Consider the following 21,744-nt stretch of genomic DNA (forward strand, 5'->3'; position numbering starts at 1 on the left):
AAGGGAAAATATCTAATGTTTAGTAATATCTTGGCGATATCTTCGGATTGTCCAATATCCCCTAGGATTAATTTTTTAGCAGATAATGTAGAAACTTTACAAGAGTTTATGTGGGGGATAGGTTGGTATAGTAATGATCATAATGCGGTTTCTATTTTAAAAGATAGTTATGTTGAGAATGTAGATTCTTTAAGTACTTTTTTTGAAGATAATCCTAATTTTTGCTCTAGTACTTTTATTGGGCATATTTATAGTCATAGTTTATTTGATAAAACTAGTCTGAATCTTCAACCTTTTATGAAGCCTCATGCTGGTAGGGAATGGACTATCGTTCATAACGGTGATTTGAATAGAGTTTATCAAAGTAAATTGCCTTTAAACTTTTCTGACTATGAGCCTGTAGGTAAAACAGATTCTGAATATATATTATGTTGGATTTTGTCTCAGCTAAGAAAGAAAAATATTAGAGAATTAGATGATGATAACCTTTTTTATATTCATGAATTATTGAAACAAGTCAATGAAGCTGGACAGGTAAACCTAGTTCTATCTAATGGAGATATAACAATAGTTTATCAAGATAAGGAAGATCTTAATCCAATTTATTATCAGAAATTTTTCCCACCAAGAAATACTAATAATTTAGATGTAGGGTATATAAATATAGCTACAGGTTTATATGAGGATGGGCTTAGAACTTATACAATATTCTCAAATAATGTTAATGTAAAAGACAAGTGGAGAAAATTATTACCAGGTCAAATGGTGGTAGCTTCTCATGGTCGCATTGTGTGGAATAGCGATAAAAATAGTAGCAATTATGGGGGACATAAATATCAACCTCAACATTTAAATGTTCCTATTGAAAATAATGAGCTTAAAGTTTCTGAAAGGATCTTAGAGATTATTCATACCACAAAATATACCTATGAATTTCCAGTAACTTTGAGTAAACATAGTGTTCGCATGAAGCCAATAGTAGATACAAAACAGAGAATACTTGATTATGATCTAAATATATCTGTAGCGTGTGATCAAGAAGAATATACTGATGTTTTTGGTAATGATGTTGTATTTTTAAAAACTAAAGAACCTTACAAAGAGTTCATAATAGAAATGAAAACAAAGGTTGCCGTAAACACAGATCATAGTGTACGTAAAAGATCTATAAGTACACGTACAACTATGCCAATAACATGGATGCCGTGGCAAAGACAAATGATGACTCCATATTTATTATCTATAGAGCTACCACAAACTCAACTTGAGGAGTTAATGGAATATGCAGTCTCATTTGTCAAAAGAAATGACAGTGATATTATGGCAGTATTAGATGATATCAATAGAACTATTTATTATGAATATAACTATATTTCAGGATCTACTAATTTTACAACTACTGCTTATGATGTTTATGTTAGTAGAGAGGGGGTTTGTCAAGATTTCTCAAATTTATTTATTTGTCTAGCAAGGCTTTTAGGTATTCCAGCGCGTTATCGAACTGGTTATATATTTAATGGTGGACATTATAGTAATACAGCCATGAGTGATGCTACACATGCATGGGTAGAACTGTATATTCCATGGGTCGGCTGGATAGGCTATGATCCTACAAATGGTTGTGAAGTAAATAGTGACCATGTGCGTATAGCTTGTGGTAGAACATATATTGATGCTACTCCAACAACTGGAACAATCTATCGTGGTAGTGGTAAAGAAAGTTTATCTATAGATGTTAAGGTTTTTGATATTACAGAATAGTCTTTTATAGGCGTATTGTTATTGATATTTTTAACTTATCTTCTTCAGAAAATTCTCAACAAATTCAATTCTTTGCTCGGCAGTTTTAGTAGTTTTTGTAATTAATAAATCTTGCTCTTTTGTGAGTCTAAAGTCAGCAGGCTGAGACTGTATTAATTTGATTATTTTCTGAGGTTCAAATTTTGTTGTATCAGAGAAGTTAATTTTCCCAGAAGTAGCAAACATCTTAATCTGACCAATTCCTAATGCAACTGCATCTATCTTTATATGAGCAATTTTTAAAAGATATATGACTTCTACTGGTAGTCTACCAAAACGGTCTATAAGTTCAATTTTGATGTTTACTAGATCTTTATGGTCAGCTTTTGAAATACGCTTATAAATATTTAATCGAGTATTTACATCATGGATATAGTAATCAGGAATTAGAGTAGGGATATTAAGCTCAACTTCACATACAGTTGAATTAATTACCTCCTCAATATTTAACTCTTTTCCAGCTTTTAGATTAGCGATTGTTTTATCTAATAGATCCATATAAAGATTTAGACCAATACCATCTATATTACCACTTTGCTCTTTACCTAATATTTCCCCAGCACCACGAATCTCTAAATCGTGATTAGCTAACGTAAAGCCACCACCTAGAGATTCTGTGCTACCAATAGCTTCTAGTCTTTTGACAGCATCTTTAGTAATACCAGCTTCACTAGGTATAAGCATATAAGCATAAGCTTGATGATGAGCCCTACCAACTCTACCTCTAAGCTGATGAAGTTGTGCAAGACCTAGATTATTAGCATCTTCTATAATCAATGTGTTTGCGTTTGGTATATCAATACCAGTCTCAATGATTGTAGTACAAAGTAGAATATGATATTTATTATGTTTAAAGTCAAACATGATTTTCTGGATTTCTTTTTCACTCATTTGACCATGAGCGATAGCTATTCTTAGACGCGGGAATAACTCTTGGAGAATCTCTTTCTTCTTTTGAATAGTTTCTACTTTATTATATAAGTAAAATATCTGTCCACCACGAATAGTTTCACGACTTACAGCTTCTCGAATAATATTGTTATCATATTCTTTAACAAATGTTTTCACAGATAAGCGTTTCGCTGGAGGAGAAGCTATAATTGATAAGTCTCTCAAAGCAGAAAATGCCATACTTAAACTACGAGGTATTGGAGTGGCTGACATTGTTAAAATATCAATTTCTGCTTTTAAAGATTTTAGTTTTTCTTTTTGAGCGACACCAAAACGATGTTCTTCATCTATAATTAGTAGACCGAGATTTTTAAAATCAATTTTTGATGATATTAATTTATGTGTCCCAATAATTATATCAACAGTACCTTTTTTAAGGTTCTCAAAAAGCTGTTCTTGAGCTTTAGCTGTTTTTGAACGAGTTATAACTTCAATATTTACAGCAGTATTAGCAAATCTATCTCTAAAGCTATTATAATGTTGTTGAGCTAAGATTGTTGTAGGAACTAGTATTGCTACTTGTTTTTGATTTTGCGTAGCTAAAAAAGCTGCTCGCATTGCAATTTCAGTTTTACCAAAGCCAACATCACCACAAATTAGTCTATCCATAGGTTTTGCTGAAATCATATCTTTGAAAACATCATTGATTGCTAAAAGCTGATCTGGGGTTTCTTCATAAGGAAAATCAGCACAAAATCTTAGATAATCTTCTTCATCTAGAGAATTACTAAAACCTTGGCGCATTTCTCTTTTGGCATAGATTTCTAGAAGATTTGCTGCAACATCAATAATTTTTTTGATAGTTTTTTCTTTTTGTTTTTTCCATTTATCTGAACCAAGCTTGTTTAGAGCTATTTTCTCAGTTAAAGATGAGTTATAGATTGAGATCAAGTTTAATGATGTTATCGGCACATAGATTTTGGCATTATTTGCATATAGAAGTAAGATAAACTCATCTTTCTTACCATTAAGCTCTATACTTTCTAAACCTTCATAACGACCTATACCATGATCTATATGGACAACATGCATCCCAGGTTTTAGATCTGTTAGATCTTTTAAATCAACAGTAGGGTGATGATCATGTTCAGAGATTTTAACAGTATTTTGAATATGCTCTGGAAATAAATCTGCTTCTGTAATTAAGGCAATTTGATTATCTATAATTACACCTTCTTGGAAAGGTGAAACTATTAAACAAAACTTATCATCAAGTGTAAGAGCATCATCAAAACTCTTAGCAATTTTAATGTTTAGCTGTAGTTTATTTAAATGTTCTAGAAGAACTTCGGCACGCCCATTTGAGTCAGTAGAGAAAATAACTTTTTTAAATTTAGATTTATCTAATAGTTGTCGTAGGTCTCTAAAAGGATTTGCAAGTTTGTAGTTGGCTGATATTTTATCTAAATGATTTACTTTTAAAGTTTTTGATTTAGACTTTGTTTGCTGAAACCATTTTATATGTGGATATTTTTCATAGAAAGTTTTTATTTCTTTTTGAGAATAAAAAAGCTCTTGATAATTTAGTATTGGTCTATCAATATCATGTTTAAGTTCATTATATCTAAACCTAACTTCTTCTGTGAAAGCTTCTATAGAGTTACTGATATTATCTATTAAATGAACATTAGCAGGTTGAGGTAGATAATCAAAAATGCTTGTAAGCTTTGTATAAAATAATGGTAGATAATATTCTATACCATTGAAGTATTCATTGTTTTCTATATATGTTGCAATAGTTGAGTTTAGAGAGTTCTCACCGCAGAAAGACTCAAGTTTTTCTAATGCTAAGTTAGTATTTTGGTTATCATAAATCAACTCATGAGATGGCATAATATTGATTGATTTTATTTCTTTACCAGAGCGTTGAGTTTCTGTATCAAGCTCTTTGATAGTATCAATTTCATCATCAAATAAATCTATTCGATAGGCTATTTTTGAGCCAACTGGGAATATGTCGATAATACTACCACGAATACTAAATTCGCCTTTTTCAAATACGTTATTTACTAGAGTATATCCTGCTTCTGTTAGGAGCATTTTTTGCTTAGTTATGTCTAATATCTGCCTCGTCTTGAGTATTAAACTATGCTCTTTTATAAATTTAGCTGGAGCTAGCTTGCGTAAAGTATTTGAGATACTTGTTACAACAACAGCATTCTTAGGGCTTTGTGTAAGCTTATGCAAAATCTCTTGGCGTCTTGATATAATATCTATAGCAGCTGAAAATCTATCATAAGGAAGTATTTCAAGATTAGGAAAGTATAAAACTTCAATTTTTGAATCTTTATTTAGATATTTTAGCTCATCATATATTTTATGTGCTTGTTGAGAGTCTTCAGTAATTATTAGATTAAATTCACTATTTTGTTTTAGGTATTCATTAAATAAAATACTAAAAGATGATCCATAAGCATTAGATACAATAGTATCTTTTGCAGATATTTGGTTATTGAGCATTAGAAAATATTAGATTAAAAAATTATAAGATAAATGATAATATAAATTAGTCTCTATCGCCAGCAACTGCACCAAAGATTTGTAATAGAGTAACAAAGATATTAAATAATGAAACATAGATGTTTACTGTAGCTAGTATATAGTTAGTTTCTTCACCTCTAACAATAGCATTTGTCTGCCATAAGATAAATCCACCAGAGATAAATGCAAATACTATTGAAATTACAAAACCTAAGGCAGGTATTTGTAAGAAAATATTTAATACTAAAGCAACAATAGCAACAATAGCTCCTACAGCACAGAATGAACCAACTCTATTAAAGTTTCTAGCTGGGCTCATAGATATAGCAGATAAGCCTAAAAAGATAAGTCCAGTAGTACCAAAAGCCATCATTATTAACTCAGCACCATTTTTAAATTGTTGGATATATAAGTTTAGTATTGGACCTAGAGAATATCCTAGTAGTCCTGTCAACGCAAAAGTTAAAACGATACCCCAAGGTGAGTTTTTTGTTGCATTAATACCAAATAATAAACCAATATAAACTACTAGCATTAGAATAGGGTTCATAATTGCAGCACCTGTATTCATAGCAACAAATGCAGTCAAAGCACTAAATAATAGTGTCATTGATAGCAATAAATATGTATTTCTAAGAACTTTGTTAGCTCTTAGAGCAGACTCTTGTGATAGTGAATCTATTACACGAGTGTTATTTTCAAAATTATTCATTTTTTCTCCTTTTAACTGTCTTATATAGTATAAATAAAATATTATCAAGCATGGATTATATCATAAATCTATAATCTTAAATATGGCGTGCAATAATAATTTTTCAAGTAATTATTTTTTAGATACTAATATAAATATCATATAAGAATGATACAAATATTAATGATGAGAATATCAGGTAAAGAAGAGTTGTTGTAATTGCTTCATTTTTACCGCCGGCTAGTATTTTTCCAAGAGAGAAGTAAACAGGAACTATTAAAACATTTAGAACTAAGGCTAATAATGTTGCAATTATAAGCATTAAGTTACTAAGTAATTTATCACCAGCAAAGATACCTATAGCAATCATAAATATTCTAATAATTTCAATATACAGCATCGATTTAATCAAGCGACTATTAATGATGGATTCTATTTTTAACGTTATAAGATTAAATCGCCAGCCTGCATAGATTAGTATACACATAAGATATCCAGCAATTAAAAATAAAAAAGTACTTATTGCGGAGTTAAGGTATACGGGATTTATTGAGTTTACTAAAGTTTCATATTTTAGAAAATTAAGATAAATCACTTTATTTACAATTATTAGGCCTAAACTAAAGTAGATATATTTAAGAAGTTGTATACCATTTTCTTTATTATTAGATACTGTTAAAACGTGTAAATATATCAGTGATAATGGTAGTATGATTAGATTAAAACTACTGAAAACTTTAAGATTTAAAAATAAGTAAAAAAGTATAAGTGAGAAGATAAAAAATATTGTAAGAACACCGTAGAAACTAATATTAACTCTTTCAGTCTGGTTTGTTAAAGATGTATTTAGTCGATAGCTATTTTTTAAGAAAAATACTAACAAAAATATAGTTACAGCTAAGTAAAATATTTTGAAATAAAAAAGATTTTTAAAAATTAAAAAATATATTGCAGTACCCATGGCAATACCAAGTAAAGCACTTGAATATATTCCAATAAAACCATATAGACGACGTAAGTCAGTTTTCAGGTAAAAAGCACTTAAGTTAAAAATTAAGTTTACTAAAACTGTTGCAATTCCAATCCAAAGAGCTGCACAGCTAAAAAGTATCATATTGTGAACAAAAGATAATGCAACGGCAATTATTGTAAATTGTAAGCCGTGGACTATTGATTTAGTTGAACCAAAAAAGTAATTACTAATACAACCAAAAATTCCAGCAAAGAATACTACAAAAAGATGATCATCACGATTATAGAAAAAGTCAATTTTACCATATTCGCTTAGAACTGTTATTGAAGGTGCGATAGCTAAACATAAACAAAAAACCATAAAAGCAATAATATGTAGCCCTCTAGGTTGCTTAAAATGGATATTTACTTTTGAAATGTTTATGTTTTTTTTCATCTTATTTAAGTAGTAACTCTTGTAGTTTTATTAAATATTCACCTTCATTAGGAAGAGTATTGTATTTTTGAGATTTCCACATCTCTTCAGCTAAATAGTCTATCATAAGATGATGAACTTTATGCTCATCATTATTATATTTGTTAACTAGTTTGTGGTAAGTTTCATTTATGCCAAATGGGCGATTAGTTTGGACTTGCTCGATTATAGCTAAATGTAGACTTATATGTAAGAAGGGGTTAATTTGTCCCATCTCTGGAGAGTAGTCCTTATCAACATTATCAAAAACAATTTCTTTGTGATATTCAGGGTGTAGTTCTATGATTCTAGCTATTTGCTCTTCGATAGCGGTTAGTGGTTGTTTATTTTGAAACTTATCCCAGCTATCAATAAAAAGTTTGCGTAGCTGAAGTCTATCTTGAGAAAAAATCATATGTACTTATCCTTATCCTTAAATTCACAGTAATCATATATAATACAATTTCGACATTTTGGTTTTTGTGCAGTACATATATATCTACCATGTAATATTATCCAATGATGGGCATCTTGAAGATATTCTTTAGGTATCACGCGAAGTAGTTTTTTCTCAACTTCATTAACATTTTTACCTTTAGCAAGAGGGATACGATTCGCTAATCTAAAAATATGAGTATCCACAGCCATAGTAGGCCTACCAAAAGCAGTATTTAAAACTACATTAGCAGTTTTTCTCCCAACACCTGCTAAGGAAATCAAATCATCAAAATTATCTGGAACTTGGCTATCAAACTTTTCAATCAAGTCTTTGCATGTAGCTATGACATTTTTAGCTTTAGTTTTATAAAGTCCAATTGATTTTATGTATTCGGCTAATTTTTGCTCACCTAGTGCATATATTTGCTCAGGAGTATTAGCAACTTTATATAAAACTTCCGTTGCTTTATTTACGCCTACATCAGTGGCCTGTGCAGATAGTATTACAGCTATTAAAAGCTCAAAGTTGCTCGAATATTCAAGTTCAGTAGTTGGATTAGGATCGTTTTGTTTCCAAGTTTCAAAAATTTGGATTCTTTTTTGCTTATTCATCTACACTAGACTTTTTCTTTTTATTTCTAAACTTAGCTAATGAAGCAGCGATATATGCTTTTTTATCCATTTCTTGAGCTGTAGCGATATTTTTATAAACATCTCGCTGTTTAGATTTTGCTTGTTCAACTCTTTGCTTATGAAATTCATATCTATTACGATAGTAATCTTTTTGAGTTTCATATTCATTTTCAGATAGGTTTATTGGCTGCTTCTCTTCTACAATATTGATTAAAGAGATACAATCCATTGGGCATGGTTCAATACATAACTCACAACCTGTACACTCTGATTCGATAACAGTATGCATTAATTTTTTAGTGCCAGAAATTGCATCAACAGGGCATGCCTGTAAGCATTTTTCACAGCCTATACACATTGATTCATCAATTTTTGCAACAGCTCGAGGTTTTTCTACTCCTAATGAGATATCAAGAGGTATCTCAGGCTTATCTAGTAACTTTGATAATTCTTTTAAGGTTCTTTGCCCGCCTGTGATACATTTGTTGTGTTTTTCGCCATTAGTTATAGCTTTGGCATAACTATAACAGTCTTCATAAGTGCATTTTTGACATTGAGTTTGTGGTAATACTTTATCAATTGAATCTACTGATGTAATCATATTTAATATAATTCTATGTTTGTTTTACTTTCGATGTTTTTTATGTAACTGGCAATATTGCTAGGTATTTCAATTAGTCCTTTAGCCATTGTTAAGATGAAGAATATAGGAAATATATTGATATCATCCCAAGAGAATTTATCACCATTAATAAATGGAGTTTTTACAAAGGGATCAATTTTCTCTAATAGTTCATTTATAGCTTTAATTGAATCATATGGAGGATTTTTTAGTAGCGATTCCATATCATCGATATATTGAGACTTTTTATTTATAAAATAATCTTTAGCACTTTGAGTAGGAAAATCACACTCATTAGCAGGATGGTGTGGTATACGAGGATATACTACTCTACGATAATGAGGCGCTAGTTTAGATACATACTCTTTTACAGAGCTATCTATAGTTGACGTTGCTATTTCAAAATTTTGTAACTTGGAGATGTAATTGCATATTTCATCACTTTCTTTGATAAAGCTACCATCATCTTTTTCTAAAAATGGTACCTGTTTAGAGCCAATTCTATCTATATGAGCTTTTTCATCGTCATTTGCTAAAATTATCATTTCATAATCTAGCTTACTTAAATCAGCAACTAGTCTTACTTTTATACAATAAGGACAATGATGGTACAAATATATTTTCATAATAAATTATTTGTATATTTCTATATTTTGAACTAATTATATCATTTATTGAGATTAGATAAACTAACAATGTAATGTTAAAAAAAACAGGGATTGTGGTTAATTTTTATTTTATTTACACCTAAAAAGACATTAATATAAAATTTATTATCATCGGAAAATATCATGTTTAAAGATTTAAAATCTAAGCAAAGTTTTACAATCGCAGCTATTACGTTCTGGGGACAGTTTGCAACTTATAGCCTTATATCTATATTAATCTTATATCTAACTAAATCAACATCTCACTATGGTTTAGGATTTTCAGAGCATCGAGCTTATTCATTTCAAGGGGTTAGCCAAGCCATGGGGTACGCTATACTCATGATAGGAGGGTATATAGCTGATAAGTATTTGGGGCTTAGAAGAGCTATACTTCTTGGTAGTTTACTAATGGCATTTAGTTATTTGCTTATTTTCTTAAGTGGTTTTTTTGTTCAATATACAAATGAGTTTTTTATATTCTCTTATGCCCTGATCCCTGCTAGTTCATCTTTATTTTTAGGGACATCTTCTGGGATGGTATCTAAAATATATAGTACAGACTATAAAGCTGCTAAAGGAGCGATGACTTCATTTTATATAGCGATAAATTTAGGTAGCCTTATAGCGTTTGCAATCTCTCCTATATTAATTGGTTATAAATATGGAGCTTTAGCAGTTTTAGCTATAGTTTTTGTTGGTAAGACTATAGCAGCTTTAAATTTTTATTATCGTTTTGAAATGTATGATAATGTTGTCGATAAAATTGATAAGGAGTCTATGCCATTCAAATCAAAATCTATAGTAATATCTTATTTAGTGATAGCTTATGTATTGACGCTTATATTTTATCAAATACCTAATCAGGCTAATATAATACTTGGAACAATCAGTATAATCTGTTTATTAGCATTCTTATTAAGAACAATAGTTGGTTTAAAAGCACAAATAAGAATTAAGCAAGTAATCGGATTGTTTCTAATTGTGATAGCCGTAGTATTTTTCGTTGTTTATAATCAAATGGGATCAACATTGATATTATTAGCTAAAAATAACTCTGATCTCAACCTTTTAGGCTTAACAGTCAAACCAGCAAGTTATAACCTAATAAATCCAATTATAATAATTTTTGGCGGAATGGCATTAATTAGAATTTATCCACTTATACCAAGATTTTATATACCATATCAATTTGCTGTGGGAGTATTATTATCAGCAATTTCGCTATTAGTTCTATACTATGCTTTTTTAAATACCTCAACTGGAGTTATAAACGGTAACTATATTGGACTTACATTTGTTTTACTTTCAATTGCAGAACTATTTGTCAGCGCTATAGGACTAAGTATGATTGGGATATATTGTGATCCTAAAACCATGGGATTTGCAATGGGAGCGTGGTATATAGCATGTTCATTATCAAACTCTATTACAGGTCTTGTAAACCAAGTAGTAGCATTACCAAAAGATGGTGTATCGATTCTTATAAGTGCCAATATATATAAAGATTACTTTTTAGATATGGGAGCTATAGTATTAGTAGTTGGTATTGCTATATGTGTTGTAACATTTGCAATGGTAAAATTTATGAAAAAGAGAAGTATTGATTTTGTATAATAGATTAGTTTAGAGATGGTGCATTAAAGCTTCTTTTTGCTGCTTCTTGATCAAGTAGATATAAACCACTATCTTTAACAAGCTTGATTTTGTTAATCATATCACCAACTGTAGCTTCTTCTTCAACTTGCTCATCGATAAACCATTGCAAGAAGCTTTTAGTAGCATGTTCTTTTTCTTCTAAAGCTATATCCATTAAATCATAAAGTTTTGCTGTAACTTCTTCTTCATGTTTAAGTGTTGCCTCAAAAGCTTCAAGTAGAGAGCTGAAGTCATTTTGAGGAGCAGCTACTGATTTAACTTCAATACGGCCATTTTTATCATTAATGAATTTCATAATTTTTTTAGCGTGAAAAAGTTCTTCTTCATATTGAGCCATAAACCAGTTAGTAAAACCACCTAAGCCAAGATCTTCAGTATAACCAGCCATAGCTAGGTAAATATTTGCAGATTCTAATTCGTAGTTAAATTGGTCATTTAAAGCATCTAATAGTTTCTTTGATAGCATAATTAATTTCCTTTCCTTATTTTATATATTCCACTAGAGTGTAAAGATTTTTTATGAGATGTTCAAATTTATTGCTAAATAATATTAACTAAACAAAATATAATATCAAACTAAATATTTATAATTAGTACTTATTATTTTATAATGTACTAAAAATTATAGTCCCACGAAAATATTCTGTAAATATTATGAAAGAAATATCTAGTATAAAAGTAAAGATTGAAAGTGGTAACAAGTATACGACTGATCATGGATTTCATGCTGTAAAAGACGGTATTAGAAATAAAAAAGAAAACTCTGTACAAATACGTAAACCAGAATGGTTAAAAGTACAGCGACAAGATTCTAAAGAGTATCAAAAAGTTAAATCTATCACAAAAAAGCATAAATTAGCTACAGTTTGTGAAGAAGCAAAATGTCCTAATATAAATGAGTGTTGGTCTCATGGTACAGCAACGATTATGCTAATGGGTGCTGTATGTACTCGAGCTTGTAAATTCTGCTCTGTTGATACTGGTAATCCGAAAGGATGGCTTGATAAAGACGAGCCTAAAAATACCGCTGAAAGTGTTAGACTAATGAATTTAGAATATGTTGTGCTTACATCAGTAGATAGAGATGATTTAGAAGATGGTGGAGCTGGGCATTATGCTGAGACTATTACAGCTATTAAAAATGTTGATGAGAGTATTAAAGTAGAAGCTTTGACACCAGATTTTGCAGGAGTTAAAGAAAATGTTGATAAAATTATCAATACAAAAGTTGATGTAATAGCGCAAAATATCGAGACTGTTGAACGTTTGACTCATCCTGTACGTGATCCTAGAGCAGGATATAGACAAACACTAGATTTCTTAAAGTATGTTAAAGAAAAAGCTCCTAAGGTTTTAACTAAGACTAGTATTATGGTAGGACTTGGTGAAACTGATGAAGAAATCTATAAAACAATGGATGATGCAAGAGAAGCTGGAGTAGATATTATTACCCTTGGGCAATATATGCAGCCGACAAGACATCACTTAAGTGTTGAGAGATTTGTGACGCCGCAACAATTTGAAGAGTATCGTAAAATTGGTTTAGAAAAAGGCTTCTTAGAAGTAGCATCTGGGCCAATGGTCAGATCAAGTTACAGGGCAGACAGAGTCTTTAAAAGAAATAATCTAGATTTGTAAAATCAAAAAATAAAGGTGAAATAAAATGGCAAAAGTAGCGGTAGTATTATCTGGGTGTGGATATCTTGATGGTTCAGAAATATACGAAACTGTATTGACTATATTAGCTTTAGAAAAAAATGGTTTAGAATGGCAAGGAATTGCTTCAAATAAAAACCAAAAGCATGTAATTAATCATTTACATCAGTCTGTTGATAATAAGGCATCACCTCGTAACATTTTAGAAGAGTCAGCTCGTATAACAAGAGGAAATGTTATAGATATAGCAGAGGCTGATAGTGATGATTATGATGCTGTGATTTTCCCTGGTGGCTTTGGTGCAGCGAAAAATATTATAGATTTTGCTTTTGTAGGTGATGAAAGTTATACAATGGATGAAGAAGTTTTGACTTTCGCTAGAGCATTTTATTTAGCAGATAAGCCAGCTGGATATATGTGTATAGCGCCTTTGATGATACCTTTAGTGTATCCAGAAGGCACAAAAGCAACTGTTGGTACAGATCCAAGTACTTCAGCTGTATTAGAGAAAAAAGGTGCTGAAGCAGTAATTATGGATGCAACAGATATTTGTATTGATGAGAGTGTAAAAGTAGTATCAACACCTGCTTATATGTGTGCTAGAAATATATTAGAAGCATCGCAAGGTATTGAGAAATTAGTGGAAAAAATAGTTAGTTATATTTAAATAAAGGTGTAAAAATGGCAGGTCATAGTAAATGGGCTAATATTAAGCATAAAAAAGCAAAAGAAGATGCAAAACGAGGTAAAGTTTTTACTAAGCTAATTAGAGAAATTACTGTTGCTGCAAGACTTGGAGGTGGTGATAAAGATGCTAACCCAAGACTTAGAGCGGCAATAGCTACAGCTTTAGCAAATAATATGAGTAAGGACACTATCGAAAGAGCTGTACTTAAAGGTGCTGGCGGTGATGATAGTGCTAATGTTGAAGAAGTGCGTTATGAAGGCTATGGACCAAACGGTGTAGCTATTATGGTTGATTGTATGACAGATAATCGTAATCGTACAGTTGGTGAAGTTCGTCACGCTTTTACAAAAAGTGGTGGCAATCTAGGCACAGATGGTTCAGTAGCTTATATGTTTACTCAAAGAGGAATTATATCTTTTGGCTCTGAAACTGATGAAGATGAGCTTATGGAAGCAGCGTTAGAAGCTGGTGCTGAAGATGTTGTTACACATGAGGATGGTAGTATTGATGTTATGACTGATCCGCAAGATTTTTCAGATGTCCAAGAAGCTTTAATTGAGAAAGGTTTTAACTCAGAAAGCGCAGAAGTTACATTTGATGCTGAGACAAAAGCTGAGTTAGATGTTGAAACTGCTGAAAAAGTTATCAATTTAATTGATAAATTAGAAGATCTTGATGATGTGCAAAATGTATACTCTAATGCTAACTTTACTCAAGAGTTGATGGAGCAGTTGGGTTAGTTTTATTATTACTATTTTATTTAGTGACAAGTCACTACAAATATTTCTTTAATTTTATATATGCTTCTATCTATTAGAAACCATCTGTAATAAAATTTTTCTAGTTATATATTTAAAAGACTTTCTTTAAGACAAATGGTTATTTTAGGAATAGATCCAGGTTCAAGAATAACAGGGTTTGGAGTTATCAAAGTTCAAGCCAATAAGATATATTATGTTGCTAGTGGCTGTATTCGTATTACAGAAACAGCAACTGCTAGACGACTAAAGCAAATAGCAGACGGTATAACAGAAGTTATAAAAATATATGCTCCAACTGAATCAGCTATAGAACAGATTTTTATGTTTCAGAATCCTATGGGCGCTATTAAATTAGGTCAAGCTAGAGGCGTAGCAATGTGTACTTTAGCAATTAATAATCTTGAGGTTAGTGAATATTCAGCAAAACAAATTAAGCAAGCGGTTGTTGGTACTGGGGGAGCGGCTAAATCTCAAGTTCAACATATGGTACAGTCTTTATTAGGTCTAAGTAAAAAGCCACCTGAAGATGCAGCAGATGCTCTTGCAATAGCAATATGTCATTATCATAGCAGTAAATCTTTAGCAAAAATTTCAGGAGCAAGTAGAGTAGCTCAAAAAAGAATTAAATAAATTTTAAAAAACTATTTGTTAATACTATAAGTCATACCTATAATAGTTTTATCAAAAATATCTGTATCTATTGTATATATGAATTCAAAATATTATCTTAGAGCTTGCACAATATGGCTTATTGGGGCGATGTTTTTCTTTTATGAGTTTTTCTTGAGAGTACTACCAAACTCTTTACATGAGGATATTGTTAATAGCTTTCATGCTACAGCTTTTAGTTTTTCTTTATTTGGTGGTGCTTTTTACTTATGTTATTCGTTATTGCAGGTACCTGTAGGTTTTATATTTGATAAGTTTGGTATCAAAAAATCATTATTTTTTGCTGCGATAACATGTTCTTTAGGCGCTTTACTTTTTTCGATTACATCTAGCTTAGGTGTCGCAGTTTTTGCAAGATGTTTAATGGGCGTTGGAGCAGCTTTTGGATTTTTGGGCTTATTGATAATATCAACACAGTGGTTTCCAATGCGATATATGGGAATACTTTCTGGTTCAACGCAGATATTAGGTACAATGGGTCCAATCATAGCAGGTGGACCGTTATTATTTTTTGTTAGCTACTTAAATAGCTGGAGATTAGTTATATTTATTGCAGCTGTTATAGGAATTATATTAGCTGTTTTAATTATACTTATTGTTAAAGAGAGCCCAAAAAGTAATCAAACATTAAGTAAAAATGAGTTTACTGGTGACATAAAAGATAATCTTTTAAATAAAAAACTATGTACTATTTACGTGTATGCATTCTTTGTATATTGCACTATACCTACTTTAGGTGCTATTTGGGGTGTAAGTTTATTAGAGAGTAAAGGTCTTAATGTGACACAGGCTTCTTATGCGATTGCTTTTCTATGGTTAGGTCTTGGGATAGGAAGTCCAACTTTTGGTCTTATGTATGATAAGCTTAGACATAAAATAAATATTTTAGCACTAGTCTCTATACTTGGTTTAGTTTGTGTTTCTTTATTACTTGTTTTGAAGTTAAATGAAACTTTAAGCATGGTTTTACTATTTTTGATTGGTTGTGCAGCTGCGGGCCAAACTCTTTCATTTACAGTAATTGCAAATTATAGACAAGAAAAGCCTAAATCAATATTTTTTGGTATCAACAATACTGTAGTAATGTTGTCTGGCTTTATTGTGCCAATTATTGTAGGTTTATTAGTTCATAATTTTAACTTAGATATCTCTATAGCATTGATTATTCTTCCATTAGCATTTTTAATTTCATTATTAATAAGTTTAAAATTATCAACAGTTCAAAAGAACTAGGGAATATTATCGATGATAAGTTTTATAAAAGGAGTATTGATTGAAAAAGATCCGACAGCTTTATTGATTGATGTAAATGGTTTAGGCTATGAAGTCTTTGTGCCAATGACTACTTTTTATTCATTAGGTGAAACAGGATCAACTATAAGTTTATATACGCATTTTGTGGTTAGAGAAGATGCTCAACAATTATATGGTTTTAAATCAAAAGTAGATAAAAAAGTTTTCCAAGAGCTAATCAAAGTAAGTGGTATTGGAGCTAGAACAGCACTAGCTATTTTATCAGGAATGGATTCGAAGACTCTTTTACATTGCATTGAAAATAAAGATTATGGTCTATTAGCTACAGTACCAGGAATTGGTAAAAAAACAGCAGAACGTTTAGTTGTAGAGATTTACGATAAGTTATTAAAGATGGCTAATGAAATTTATGGGCAATCTGATGACTCTAATACAAATAGTGTAGAAAGAAGCTCTGAACAAGTACCAACCCCTGCAGCGATATCAAACTCAATATTTAATGAGTCGGTAGATGCATTGTTAGCTCTAGGGTATAAACAAAAAGATGCTGAAAAAATGATTCGTGGTTCGATAGGTGATGCTAAGACGCCAGCTGAAGCTATTCGTAAAGCTTTGCAAGGATCTATTAAGTCAAAGCGCTAATATAAAGCACATAAGAGTCATAAAATTATATTCAGCTAGAGGTGTTAAAATGAGATATTTTTTAGTTGGTTGGATATATGTCATCTATGAATATGCACTTAGAGTATCAGATAGTGTTATTTTAGTTAACTTACAGAATGAATATCACTTATCATCGAATCATTTAGCATCTTTATCATCAGCTTATTATTTTGCATATATTGGTTTGATGATCCCAGCAAGTATTTTGATTGATCGTTTTGGTTTGTTTAGGGTGTGGATAGTAGCTATGAGTATTTTAGCTATAGGTTCGTTGATGTTTGCTTTAGCTCCTAATTTAGAAGTATTAATAATTGCTCGGATTCTTATGGGAATTGGTTCAGCTTTTGCGATAATTGGTATCTTTGCTTTGTCTGTTGAGAATATAAAGTATTCAGGAACTCTTATTGGCTTGACTATGCTTATGGCAATGGTTGGTGCCTTAATAGGTCAAGGACCATGGTTACAGCTTACAAAATATTTAGGAGGCTGGCGAGAAACATACCTTTTAGCAGCAGTATTTGGCATGATATTGGTATGTGTATGGATTATATTCTGTAGAGGTGCAAAAAGTTTAGAAAAGTCAAAAAGTCTATATAGTATTTTTAAAGATCTTAAAAGTTTGCTTAAGTCACCTCTATTTTGGGTTGTGGCACTATTTATGGGATGTTTGAGTACACCACAAACTGCATTTTTAGCATTGTGGGGACCAACTTATTTACAAAAAGCTTATAATATTGATGCAACTCAAGCAGCATATTGGGTTTCTATAATTACAGTTGGAGGATTATTTGGAGCTATATTCTTTGGTTGGTTGAGTGATAAGTTTGTAAATATCAAATATCTATTAGTTTTATGTGGCTTTGCAACGGTTGGCCTATTTATACTTTTGATAGATGGCGTGTTTACTTCAGAAATTATTATTATATTTATCTTATTTTTAATTGGTGCCATAACAAATGCAAATACGATGATTTTTGCTTTCCTGGGACGCAAGTTTAATAATTTTCCTAGAGCATCTGTGCAAGGATCTGCTAATACATTGAATATGGGAGGCGGACCGATAATGCAGATCTTAATTGGTTTGATAATGAGTCTACAAACATCTAATATTACAAATCAACTTAGTCTACCAGTTATGAGAAATGCAATGTATGTTATTCCAATAGCTCTAGTTATATTTTCATTAATTTTTATAACTCTGCCTAAAGAGAAATTCATTACTACTAAATCTTAAAAGTTTTATTGAGTCCTATATATTTAATTGTTCGTAAGATATAAAATTATCCAAGGTTATATTTTAAGTTTAAATTTAATAAGGATATAAATGATTTTTCTAATAGCACTAGTGGTGTTAATTATAGTTTTAGTTATTGTATTTTCTTTGCTTTGGGCTAATAAATCAAAGCAAGTAGAAACTATTCGCCAAGCCTATGAGCAATATAAAGATTCAACACAAAATGAATTAGCTAAGTTACGTGGTAAAAATGTCACTTTTGATACGCTTTTAGATCAAGAAAAGCAAAGAAATGTAGAGTTGAAGCAAGATAACACCTTGCGTATAGATGAACTTAAGCAAGAGCTTAAAGAAGAAAGAGAGAAGTCTTATAGCTATATCGAAGAGATAAAAAATTATAAGTCACAAGTATCAATGCTTGAAACTCAGCTTAAAGAGCAAAATAGTGCTATGCAAGATAAACTAGAGTTGTTACAAAATAGTGAGACTAAGCTAAAAACAGAATTTGAGAATTTAGCGAGTAAGATTTTTGAAGATAATTCAAAAAAACTTAGTGAACGTAATCAAGAGAGCTTAAATAGTGTTTTAAATCCAGTGCGTGAACAGCTTAAAGATTTTAAGCAAAAAGTAGAAGATGTTTATGATAAAGAGTCTACTGCTAGAGGAGCTCTACAGAATGAGCTAAAAACTCTTAAAGAGTTAAATCAAAAAATGACTGCTGAGGCTCATAATCTTACAAATGCTCTTAGAAGTAGTACTAAGCAGCAAGGGATCTGGGGCGAGATGGTGCTTGAGAATGTCCTCGAGAAATCTGGTCTTCGTGAAGGTTTTGAATATTTCAGAGAAAAGCATACTACAGATGAAGAAGGTAAAGCATATCGTCCTGATGTGGTTGTTAAGTTGCCTGATAATAGAGATATAATTATTGATGCCAAGACTTCATTATTTGCATACAATGATTATATGGCAGCAGATGAAGAGCAAAAGCAAGCTCATCTAAAAGCTCATATTCGATCAATACGCGAGCATATCAAAGGTCTTGCAAATAAAAGCTATGAGAATTTAAAAGGTATAAATTCATTAGATTTTATATTTATGTTTATACCCGTAGAGGGGGCTTTGCTTTTAGCTCTTGATAATGATACTAATCTTTATGATGAAGCATTTAAGCAAAAGATAATCCTAGTTAGTCCTACAACTTTACTAGTAGCATTAAGAGCAGTTGAGAATACTTGGCGTTATGAGAAGCAGGCTCAGAGCATCACAGATATCTATAGTAGGGCAGAAGAGCTATATAAGAAATTTGTCGGTTTTGTTGATGATTTAGAGAAAGTTGGTAAATCTATAAGTGATGCTAATAAATCTTATGAAAATGCCTTTAGTAAACTAAAAACGGGTCGTGGAAACTTAATTGGTCAAGTTGAAAAGTTAAAACTAATATCAAATATAAAACCTAAAAAAGAGCTTGATAATAATCTAGTTGAAAATGCTATGGGTGATGGTGAGTAAGGAAATAGGTAATTTAAAAAAGTTATCCGTATAAAAAATACGGCATTTCTGTTATTAGCTGTTATAATAATTTTATTCTAATAGGAGGTATTGCTATGCTTACTAAATTTAGCGTTAAGAATTTTAAAAATTTCAAAGACGAGATTATTTTTGATTTATCAAAATCTAGAGATTATAAATTTAACCAAGAATGTATTAAAGATGGGGTTATTAATAAGACGATTATATATGGAAAGAATGCTAGTGGTAAAACCAATTTGGTTTTAGCCATTTTTGATATTATTTCAAATCTAACTGATAAAATAGCTATTCCACACGGTAATGTTGATAATCCATACATTTTTTATAAAAATCTAGGAAATATACCTAGTGATTCTGTAGACTTTAATTATGAGTTTATATTAGAAGGGGAAAAAATTAAGTATTCATATAGAAAGATGGATAAAGATATTTTCACTTATGAAAAGTTAGTTATCAATGATGTAACAATCGTTGAACTAGATAGGTATCATGATAAAAATCAAATCAGACTTAATTGGAATAGCCTAGAGGACTCTGGTTTTGATAATTCATTAAAAGATGATAAATTATCAGCAATTAAATATATCTATAAAAATTCTAAAGTAAAGGACTTTAATGATAGCACAAGTAAAACTTTCATTAATTTTATGAGTTTTATAGAGAAGATGCTAATGTTTTACTCTCTTGAGAAAAGAGGTTTTATAGGATATGAAACCACAAGCTCAAAAAATGTTTTTAAAGAAATAATAGCTAGAAATAAGTTACAAGATTTCCAAAGCTTTTTAGCAAGCTTTGGTCTAAATTATGACTTAGTCGAAACTATTGATGATTTTAATACACCAACTGTAGCAATAAGATTTGGTGAAACTAAGGTTTTATTCCATAAGATTTGCTCTAGTGGTACAAGTGCGTTAGCGTTATTTTATTTTTGGTATATGGATATAGAAAAGATTAAGTTACTTGTTATAGATGAGTTTGATGCTTTCTATCATTATAAATTATCTAGTGCTATCGTTAAGAAGCTGATTGATAATGATTGTCAAGTTATCCTTACAACACATAATACATCTGTTATGACTAATGATTTAATGAGACCTGATTGTTATTTTAGGATAAATCAAGATGGTATTATCTCATTAGCGGATGCTACATCTAATGAGATTAGGAAGGTACATAACTTAGAGAAAATATATCGCTCTGGTTGGTTTGATGAATAAGAAAGTATTAATTGTAACTGAAGGTGTAAAACCTGAAAAAACAATAACTAGCATAATTAATCATAATTTATTACCAGAAATAGATCTTAAGAATATAGTTGTATATGGTAACAATATTTATAAGCTTTATAAGGATATAGAAAGTGATCCTTTTTCTAAATTTATAAGTACTTTTGAAGTATTAAAAGAGTATTCTGATAAATCACGAAATGGAAATTTTTTTAATAAATATTGTGAGGAAGACTTTTCTTATATTTACTTGTTTTTTGATTATGATCCCTGGGATAGTTCTTTTGATGAGTTTACAGTTAGTGAAATGTTTCAATTATTTGATAACCCAACAAAACAAGGTATGTTATATATAAACTATCCAAGTTCTGAATCTTTTAAACATATCACTGATAATTTTAATACTTCTATTTATAATAGAGGTATTGATGGTAAATATAAAACATTAGTTAATCAACAATCATCAAATTATACTGATATTAAAAAGTATACAAAAGAATTAACTTTAGAAATCTGCAAAAAGCATTTAGTTAAAGCAAATATAATCTGTAATGAATCGCCAGATATACCAGAAGCAGTTTGCCAAAATAATTTATATGCCAAGCAGAAAAATCTATATTTAGATAAAAAAGATATTTTTATTTTATCTAATTTTCCAGCTTTTGTATTAGATTTCTTGGGTTATCAAAGATATTTGGATTTATATAAATAGGTA

Annotated in this window: 20 protein-coding genes; 12 read left to right on the forward strand and 8 right to left on the reverse strand. The window is 30.5% G+C overall.

The genetic code is table 11. The features are described 5' to 3' along the window. Positions 1 to 15: 15 nt before the first annotated feature. On the forward strand, positions 16 to 1,761 hold the full coding sequence (locus F7310_RS04155) for a class II glutamine amidotransferase (protein WP_072711999.1): 1,746 nt from the start codon (positions 16 to 18) through the stop codon (positions 1,759 to 1,761). Between the two features lie 30 nt (positions 1,762 to 1,791). On the opposite strand, the gene mfd is transcribed toward F7310_RS04155, so the two are convergent. The 7 genes from mfd to grxB all read right to left on the reverse strand — a co-directional run bounded on the left by mfd (position 1,792) and on the right by grxB (position 9,668). Further along, positions 1,792 to 5,211, reverse strand: a complete 3,420-nt coding sequence (gene mfd, locus F7310_RS04160) for a transcription-repair coupling factor (RefSeq protein WP_072712001.1) — start codon at positions 5,209 to 5,211, stop codon at positions 1,792 to 1,794. A 46-nt stretch (positions 5,212 to 5,257) separates the two neighbouring features. Further along, positions 5,258 to 5,944: a Bax inhibitor-1/YccA family protein gene (locus tag F7310_RS04165; protein WP_072712002.1), complete on the reverse strand. Its 687-nt coding sequence runs from the start codon at positions 5,942 to 5,944 to the stop codon at positions 5,258 to 5,260. A gap of 118 nt (positions 5,945 to 6,062) precedes the next feature. Continuing rightward, complete coding sequence (locus F7310_RS04170; protein WP_072712004.1) at positions 6,063 to 7,331, reverse strand: hypothetical protein; 1,269 nt, start codon at positions 7,329 to 7,331, stop codon at positions 6,063 to 6,065. Position 7,332: 1 nt separating this feature from the next. Further along, positions 7,333 to 7,764, reverse strand: a complete 432-nt coding sequence (locus F7310_RS04175) for a DUF1841 family protein (RefSeq protein ID WP_072712005.1) — start codon at positions 7,762 to 7,764, stop codon at positions 7,333 to 7,335. Continuing rightward, positions 7,761 to 8,399: an endonuclease III gene (gene nth, locus F7310_RS04180; RefSeq protein ID WP_072712006.1), complete on the reverse strand. Its 639-nt coding sequence runs from the start codon at positions 8,397 to 8,399 to the stop codon at positions 7,761 to 7,763. The genes F7310_RS04175 and nth overlap by 4 nt, the downstream gene beginning before the upstream one ends. After that, positions 8,392 to 9,021, reverse strand: coding sequence for an RnfABCDGE type electron transport complex subunit B (locus F7310_RS04185; RefSeq protein ID WP_072712008.1), 630 nt, complete (start codon positions 9,019 to 9,021; stop codon positions 8,392 to 8,394). Before F7310_RS04185 ends, nth begins: the two co-directional genes overlap by 8 nt. A gap of 2 nt (positions 9,022 to 9,023) precedes the next feature. Further along, a complete protein-coding gene (gene grxB / locus F7310_RS04190) occupies positions 9,024 to 9,668 on the reverse strand; it encodes a glutaredoxin 2 (protein WP_072712009.1) in 645 nt (214 codons plus the stop codon). Between the two features lie 165 nt (positions 9,669 to 9,833). On the opposite strand from grxB, the gene F7310_RS04195 reads away from it, so the two are divergent. Then, positions 9,834 to 11,306, forward strand: coding sequence for a peptide MFS transporter (locus F7310_RS04195; RefSeq protein WP_072712011.1), 1,473 nt, complete (start codon positions 9,834 to 9,836; stop codon positions 11,304 to 11,306). Positions 11,307 to 11,310: 4 nt separating this feature from the next. Here F7310_RS04195 and F7310_RS04200 read toward each other — a convergent pair whose 3' ends face one another. Then, positions 11,311 to 11,814 carry a ferritin gene (locus F7310_RS04200; RefSeq protein ID WP_072712012.1) on the reverse strand — a complete coding sequence of 168 codons (504 nt, stop codon included), beginning with the start codon at positions 11,812 to 11,814 and terminating at the stop codon, positions 11,311 to 11,313. A gap of 188 nt (positions 11,815 to 12,002) precedes the next feature. Here F7310_RS04200 and lipA point away from each other — a divergent pair, with 188 nt between their 5' ends. The 10 genes from lipA (at position 12,003) to F7310_RS04250 (ending at position 21,741) form a co-directional block, all read left to right on the forward strand. Next, entirely contained in the window at positions 12,003 to 12,986 is a 984-nt protein-coding gene (gene lipA, locus F7310_RS04205; protein WP_072712014.1) for a lipoyl synthase, read from the forward strand. 25 nt (positions 12,987 to 13,011) lie between these two features. Then, entirely contained in the window at positions 13,012 to 13,671 is a 660-nt protein-coding gene (gene elbB / locus F7310_RS04210; protein ID WP_072712015.1) for an isoprenoid biosynthesis glyoxalase ElbB, read from the forward strand. Positions 13,672 to 13,685: 14 nt separating this feature from the next. Then, positions 13,686 to 14,432: a YebC/PmpR family DNA-binding transcriptional regulator gene (locus F7310_RS04215; protein ID WP_072712017.1), complete on the forward strand. Its 747-nt coding sequence runs from the start codon at positions 13,686 to 13,688 to the stop codon at positions 14,430 to 14,432. A 135-nt stretch (positions 14,433 to 14,567) separates the two neighbouring features. Continuing rightward, on the forward strand, positions 14,568 to 15,083 hold the full coding sequence (gene ruvC, locus F7310_RS04220) for a crossover junction endodeoxyribonuclease RuvC (protein WP_072712018.1): 516 nt from the start codon (positions 14,568 to 14,570) through the stop codon (positions 15,081 to 15,083). A 78-nt stretch (positions 15,084 to 15,161) separates the two neighbouring features. Next, positions 15,162 to 16,355, forward strand: coding sequence for an MFS transporter (locus tag F7310_RS04225; protein WP_072712020.1), 1,194 nt, complete (start codon positions 15,162 to 15,164; stop codon positions 16,353 to 16,355). A 12-nt stretch (positions 16,356 to 16,367) separates the two neighbouring features. After that, the gene (gene ruvA / locus F7310_RS04230) at positions 16,368 to 17,018 is read left to right on the forward strand and encodes a Holliday junction branch migration protein RuvA (RefSeq protein ID WP_072712022.1); all 651 of its coding nucleotides are present in this window, start codon (positions 16,368 to 16,370) and stop codon (positions 17,016 to 17,018) included. A gap of 49 nt (positions 17,019 to 17,067) precedes the next feature. Next, positions 17,068 to 18,273, forward strand: coding sequence for an MFS transporter (locus tag F7310_RS04235; RefSeq protein ID WP_072712023.1), 1,206 nt, complete (start codon positions 17,068 to 17,070; stop codon positions 18,271 to 18,273). 90 nt (positions 18,274 to 18,363) lie between these two features. Next, positions 18,364 to 19,782: a DNA recombination protein RmuC gene (locus F7310_RS04240; RefSeq protein WP_072712025.1), complete on the forward strand. Its 1,419-nt coding sequence runs from the start codon at positions 18,364 to 18,366 to the stop codon at positions 19,780 to 19,782. Between the two features lie 95 nt (positions 19,783 to 19,877). Beyond that, positions 19,878 to 21,020, forward strand: coding sequence for an AAA family ATPase (locus tag F7310_RS04245; RefSeq protein WP_072712026.1), 1,143 nt, complete (start codon positions 19,878 to 19,880; stop codon positions 21,018 to 21,020). Further along, entirely contained in the window at positions 21,013 to 21,741 is a 729-nt protein-coding gene (locus F7310_RS04250) for a hypothetical protein (RefSeq protein ID WP_072712027.1), read from the forward strand. The genes F7310_RS04245 and F7310_RS04250 overlap by 8 nt, the downstream gene beginning before the upstream one ends. The last annotated feature ends 3 nt before the right edge of the window (positions 21,742 to 21,744 follow it).

It is taken from the genome of Francisella uliginis (genome assembly GCF_001895265.1).
Classification (GTDB): domain Bacteria; phylum Pseudomonadota; class Gammaproteobacteria; order Francisellales; family Francisellaceae; genus Francisella; species Francisella uliginis.

Coding starts and splice junctions, on each gene's coding strand:
- F7310_RS04235 (WP_072712023.1), top strand. CDS start 17,068: ATGAGATATTTTTTAGTTGGTTGGATATATGTCATCTATGAATATGCA.
- F7310_RS04240 (WP_072712025.1), top strand. CDS start 18,364: ATGATTTTTCTAATAGCACTAGTGGTGTTAATTATAGTTTTAGTTATT.
- lipA (WP_072712014.1), top strand. CDS start 12,003: ATGAAAGAAATATCTAGTATAAAAGTAAAGATTGAAAGTGGTAACAAG.
- ruvC (WP_072712018.1), top strand. CDS start 14,568: ATGGTTATTTTAGGAATAGATCCAGGTTCAAGAATAACAGGGTTTGGA.
- F7310_RS04175 (WP_072712005.1), bottom strand. CDS start 7,764: ATGATTTTTTCTCAAGATAGACTTCAGCTACGCAAACTTTTTATTGAT.
- F7310_RS04215 (WP_072712017.1), top strand. CDS start 13,686: ATGGCAGGTCATAGTAAATGGGCTAATATTAAGCATAAAAAAGCAAAA.
- F7310_RS04155 (WP_072711999.1), top strand. CDS start 16: ATGTTTAGTAATATCTTGGCGATATCTTCGGATTGTCCAATATCCCCT.
- elbB (WP_072712015.1), top strand. CDS start 13,012: ATGGCAAAAGTAGCGGTAGTATTATCTGGGTGTGGATATCTTGATGGT.
- F7310_RS04185 (WP_072712008.1), bottom strand. CDS start 9,021: ATGATTACATCAGTAGATTCAATTGATAAAGTATTACCACAAACTCAA.
- mfd (WP_072712001.1), bottom strand. CDS start 5,211: ATGCTCAATAACCAAATATCTGCAAAAGATACTATTGTATCTAATGCT.
- F7310_RS04195 (WP_072712011.1), top strand. CDS start 9,834: ATGTTTAAAGATTTAAAATCTAAGCAAAGTTTTACAATCGCAGCTATT.
- nth (WP_072712006.1), bottom strand. CDS start 8,399: ATGAATAAGCAAAAAAGAATCCAAATTTTTGAAACTTGGAAACAAAAC.
- F7310_RS04225 (WP_072712020.1), top strand. CDS start 15,162: ATGAATTCAAAATATTATCTTAGAGCTTGCACAATATGGCTTATTGGG.
- F7310_RS04165 (WP_072712002.1), bottom strand. CDS start 5,944: ATGAATAATTTTGAAAATAACACTCGTGTAATAGATTCACTATCACAA.
- grxB (WP_072712009.1), bottom strand. CDS start 9,668: ATGAAAATATATTTGTACCATCATTGTCCTTATTGTATAAAAGTAAGA.
- F7310_RS04245 (WP_072712026.1), top strand. CDS start 19,878: ATGCTTACTAAATTTAGCGTTAAGAATTTTAAAAATTTCAAAGACGAG.
- F7310_RS04250 (WP_072712027.1), top strand. CDS start 21,013: ATGAATAAGAAAGTATTAATTGTAACTGAAGGTGTAAAACCTGAAAAA.
- F7310_RS04200 (WP_072712012.1), bottom strand. CDS start 11,814: ATGCTATCAAAGAAACTATTAGATGCTTTAAATGACCAATTTAACTAC.
- F7310_RS04170 (WP_072712004.1), bottom strand. CDS start 7,331: ATGAAAAAAAACATAAACATTTCAAAAGTAAATATCCATTTTAAGCAA.
- ruvA (WP_072712022.1), top strand. CDS start 16,368: ATGATAAGTTTTATAAAAGGAGTATTGATTGAAAAAGATCCGACAGCT.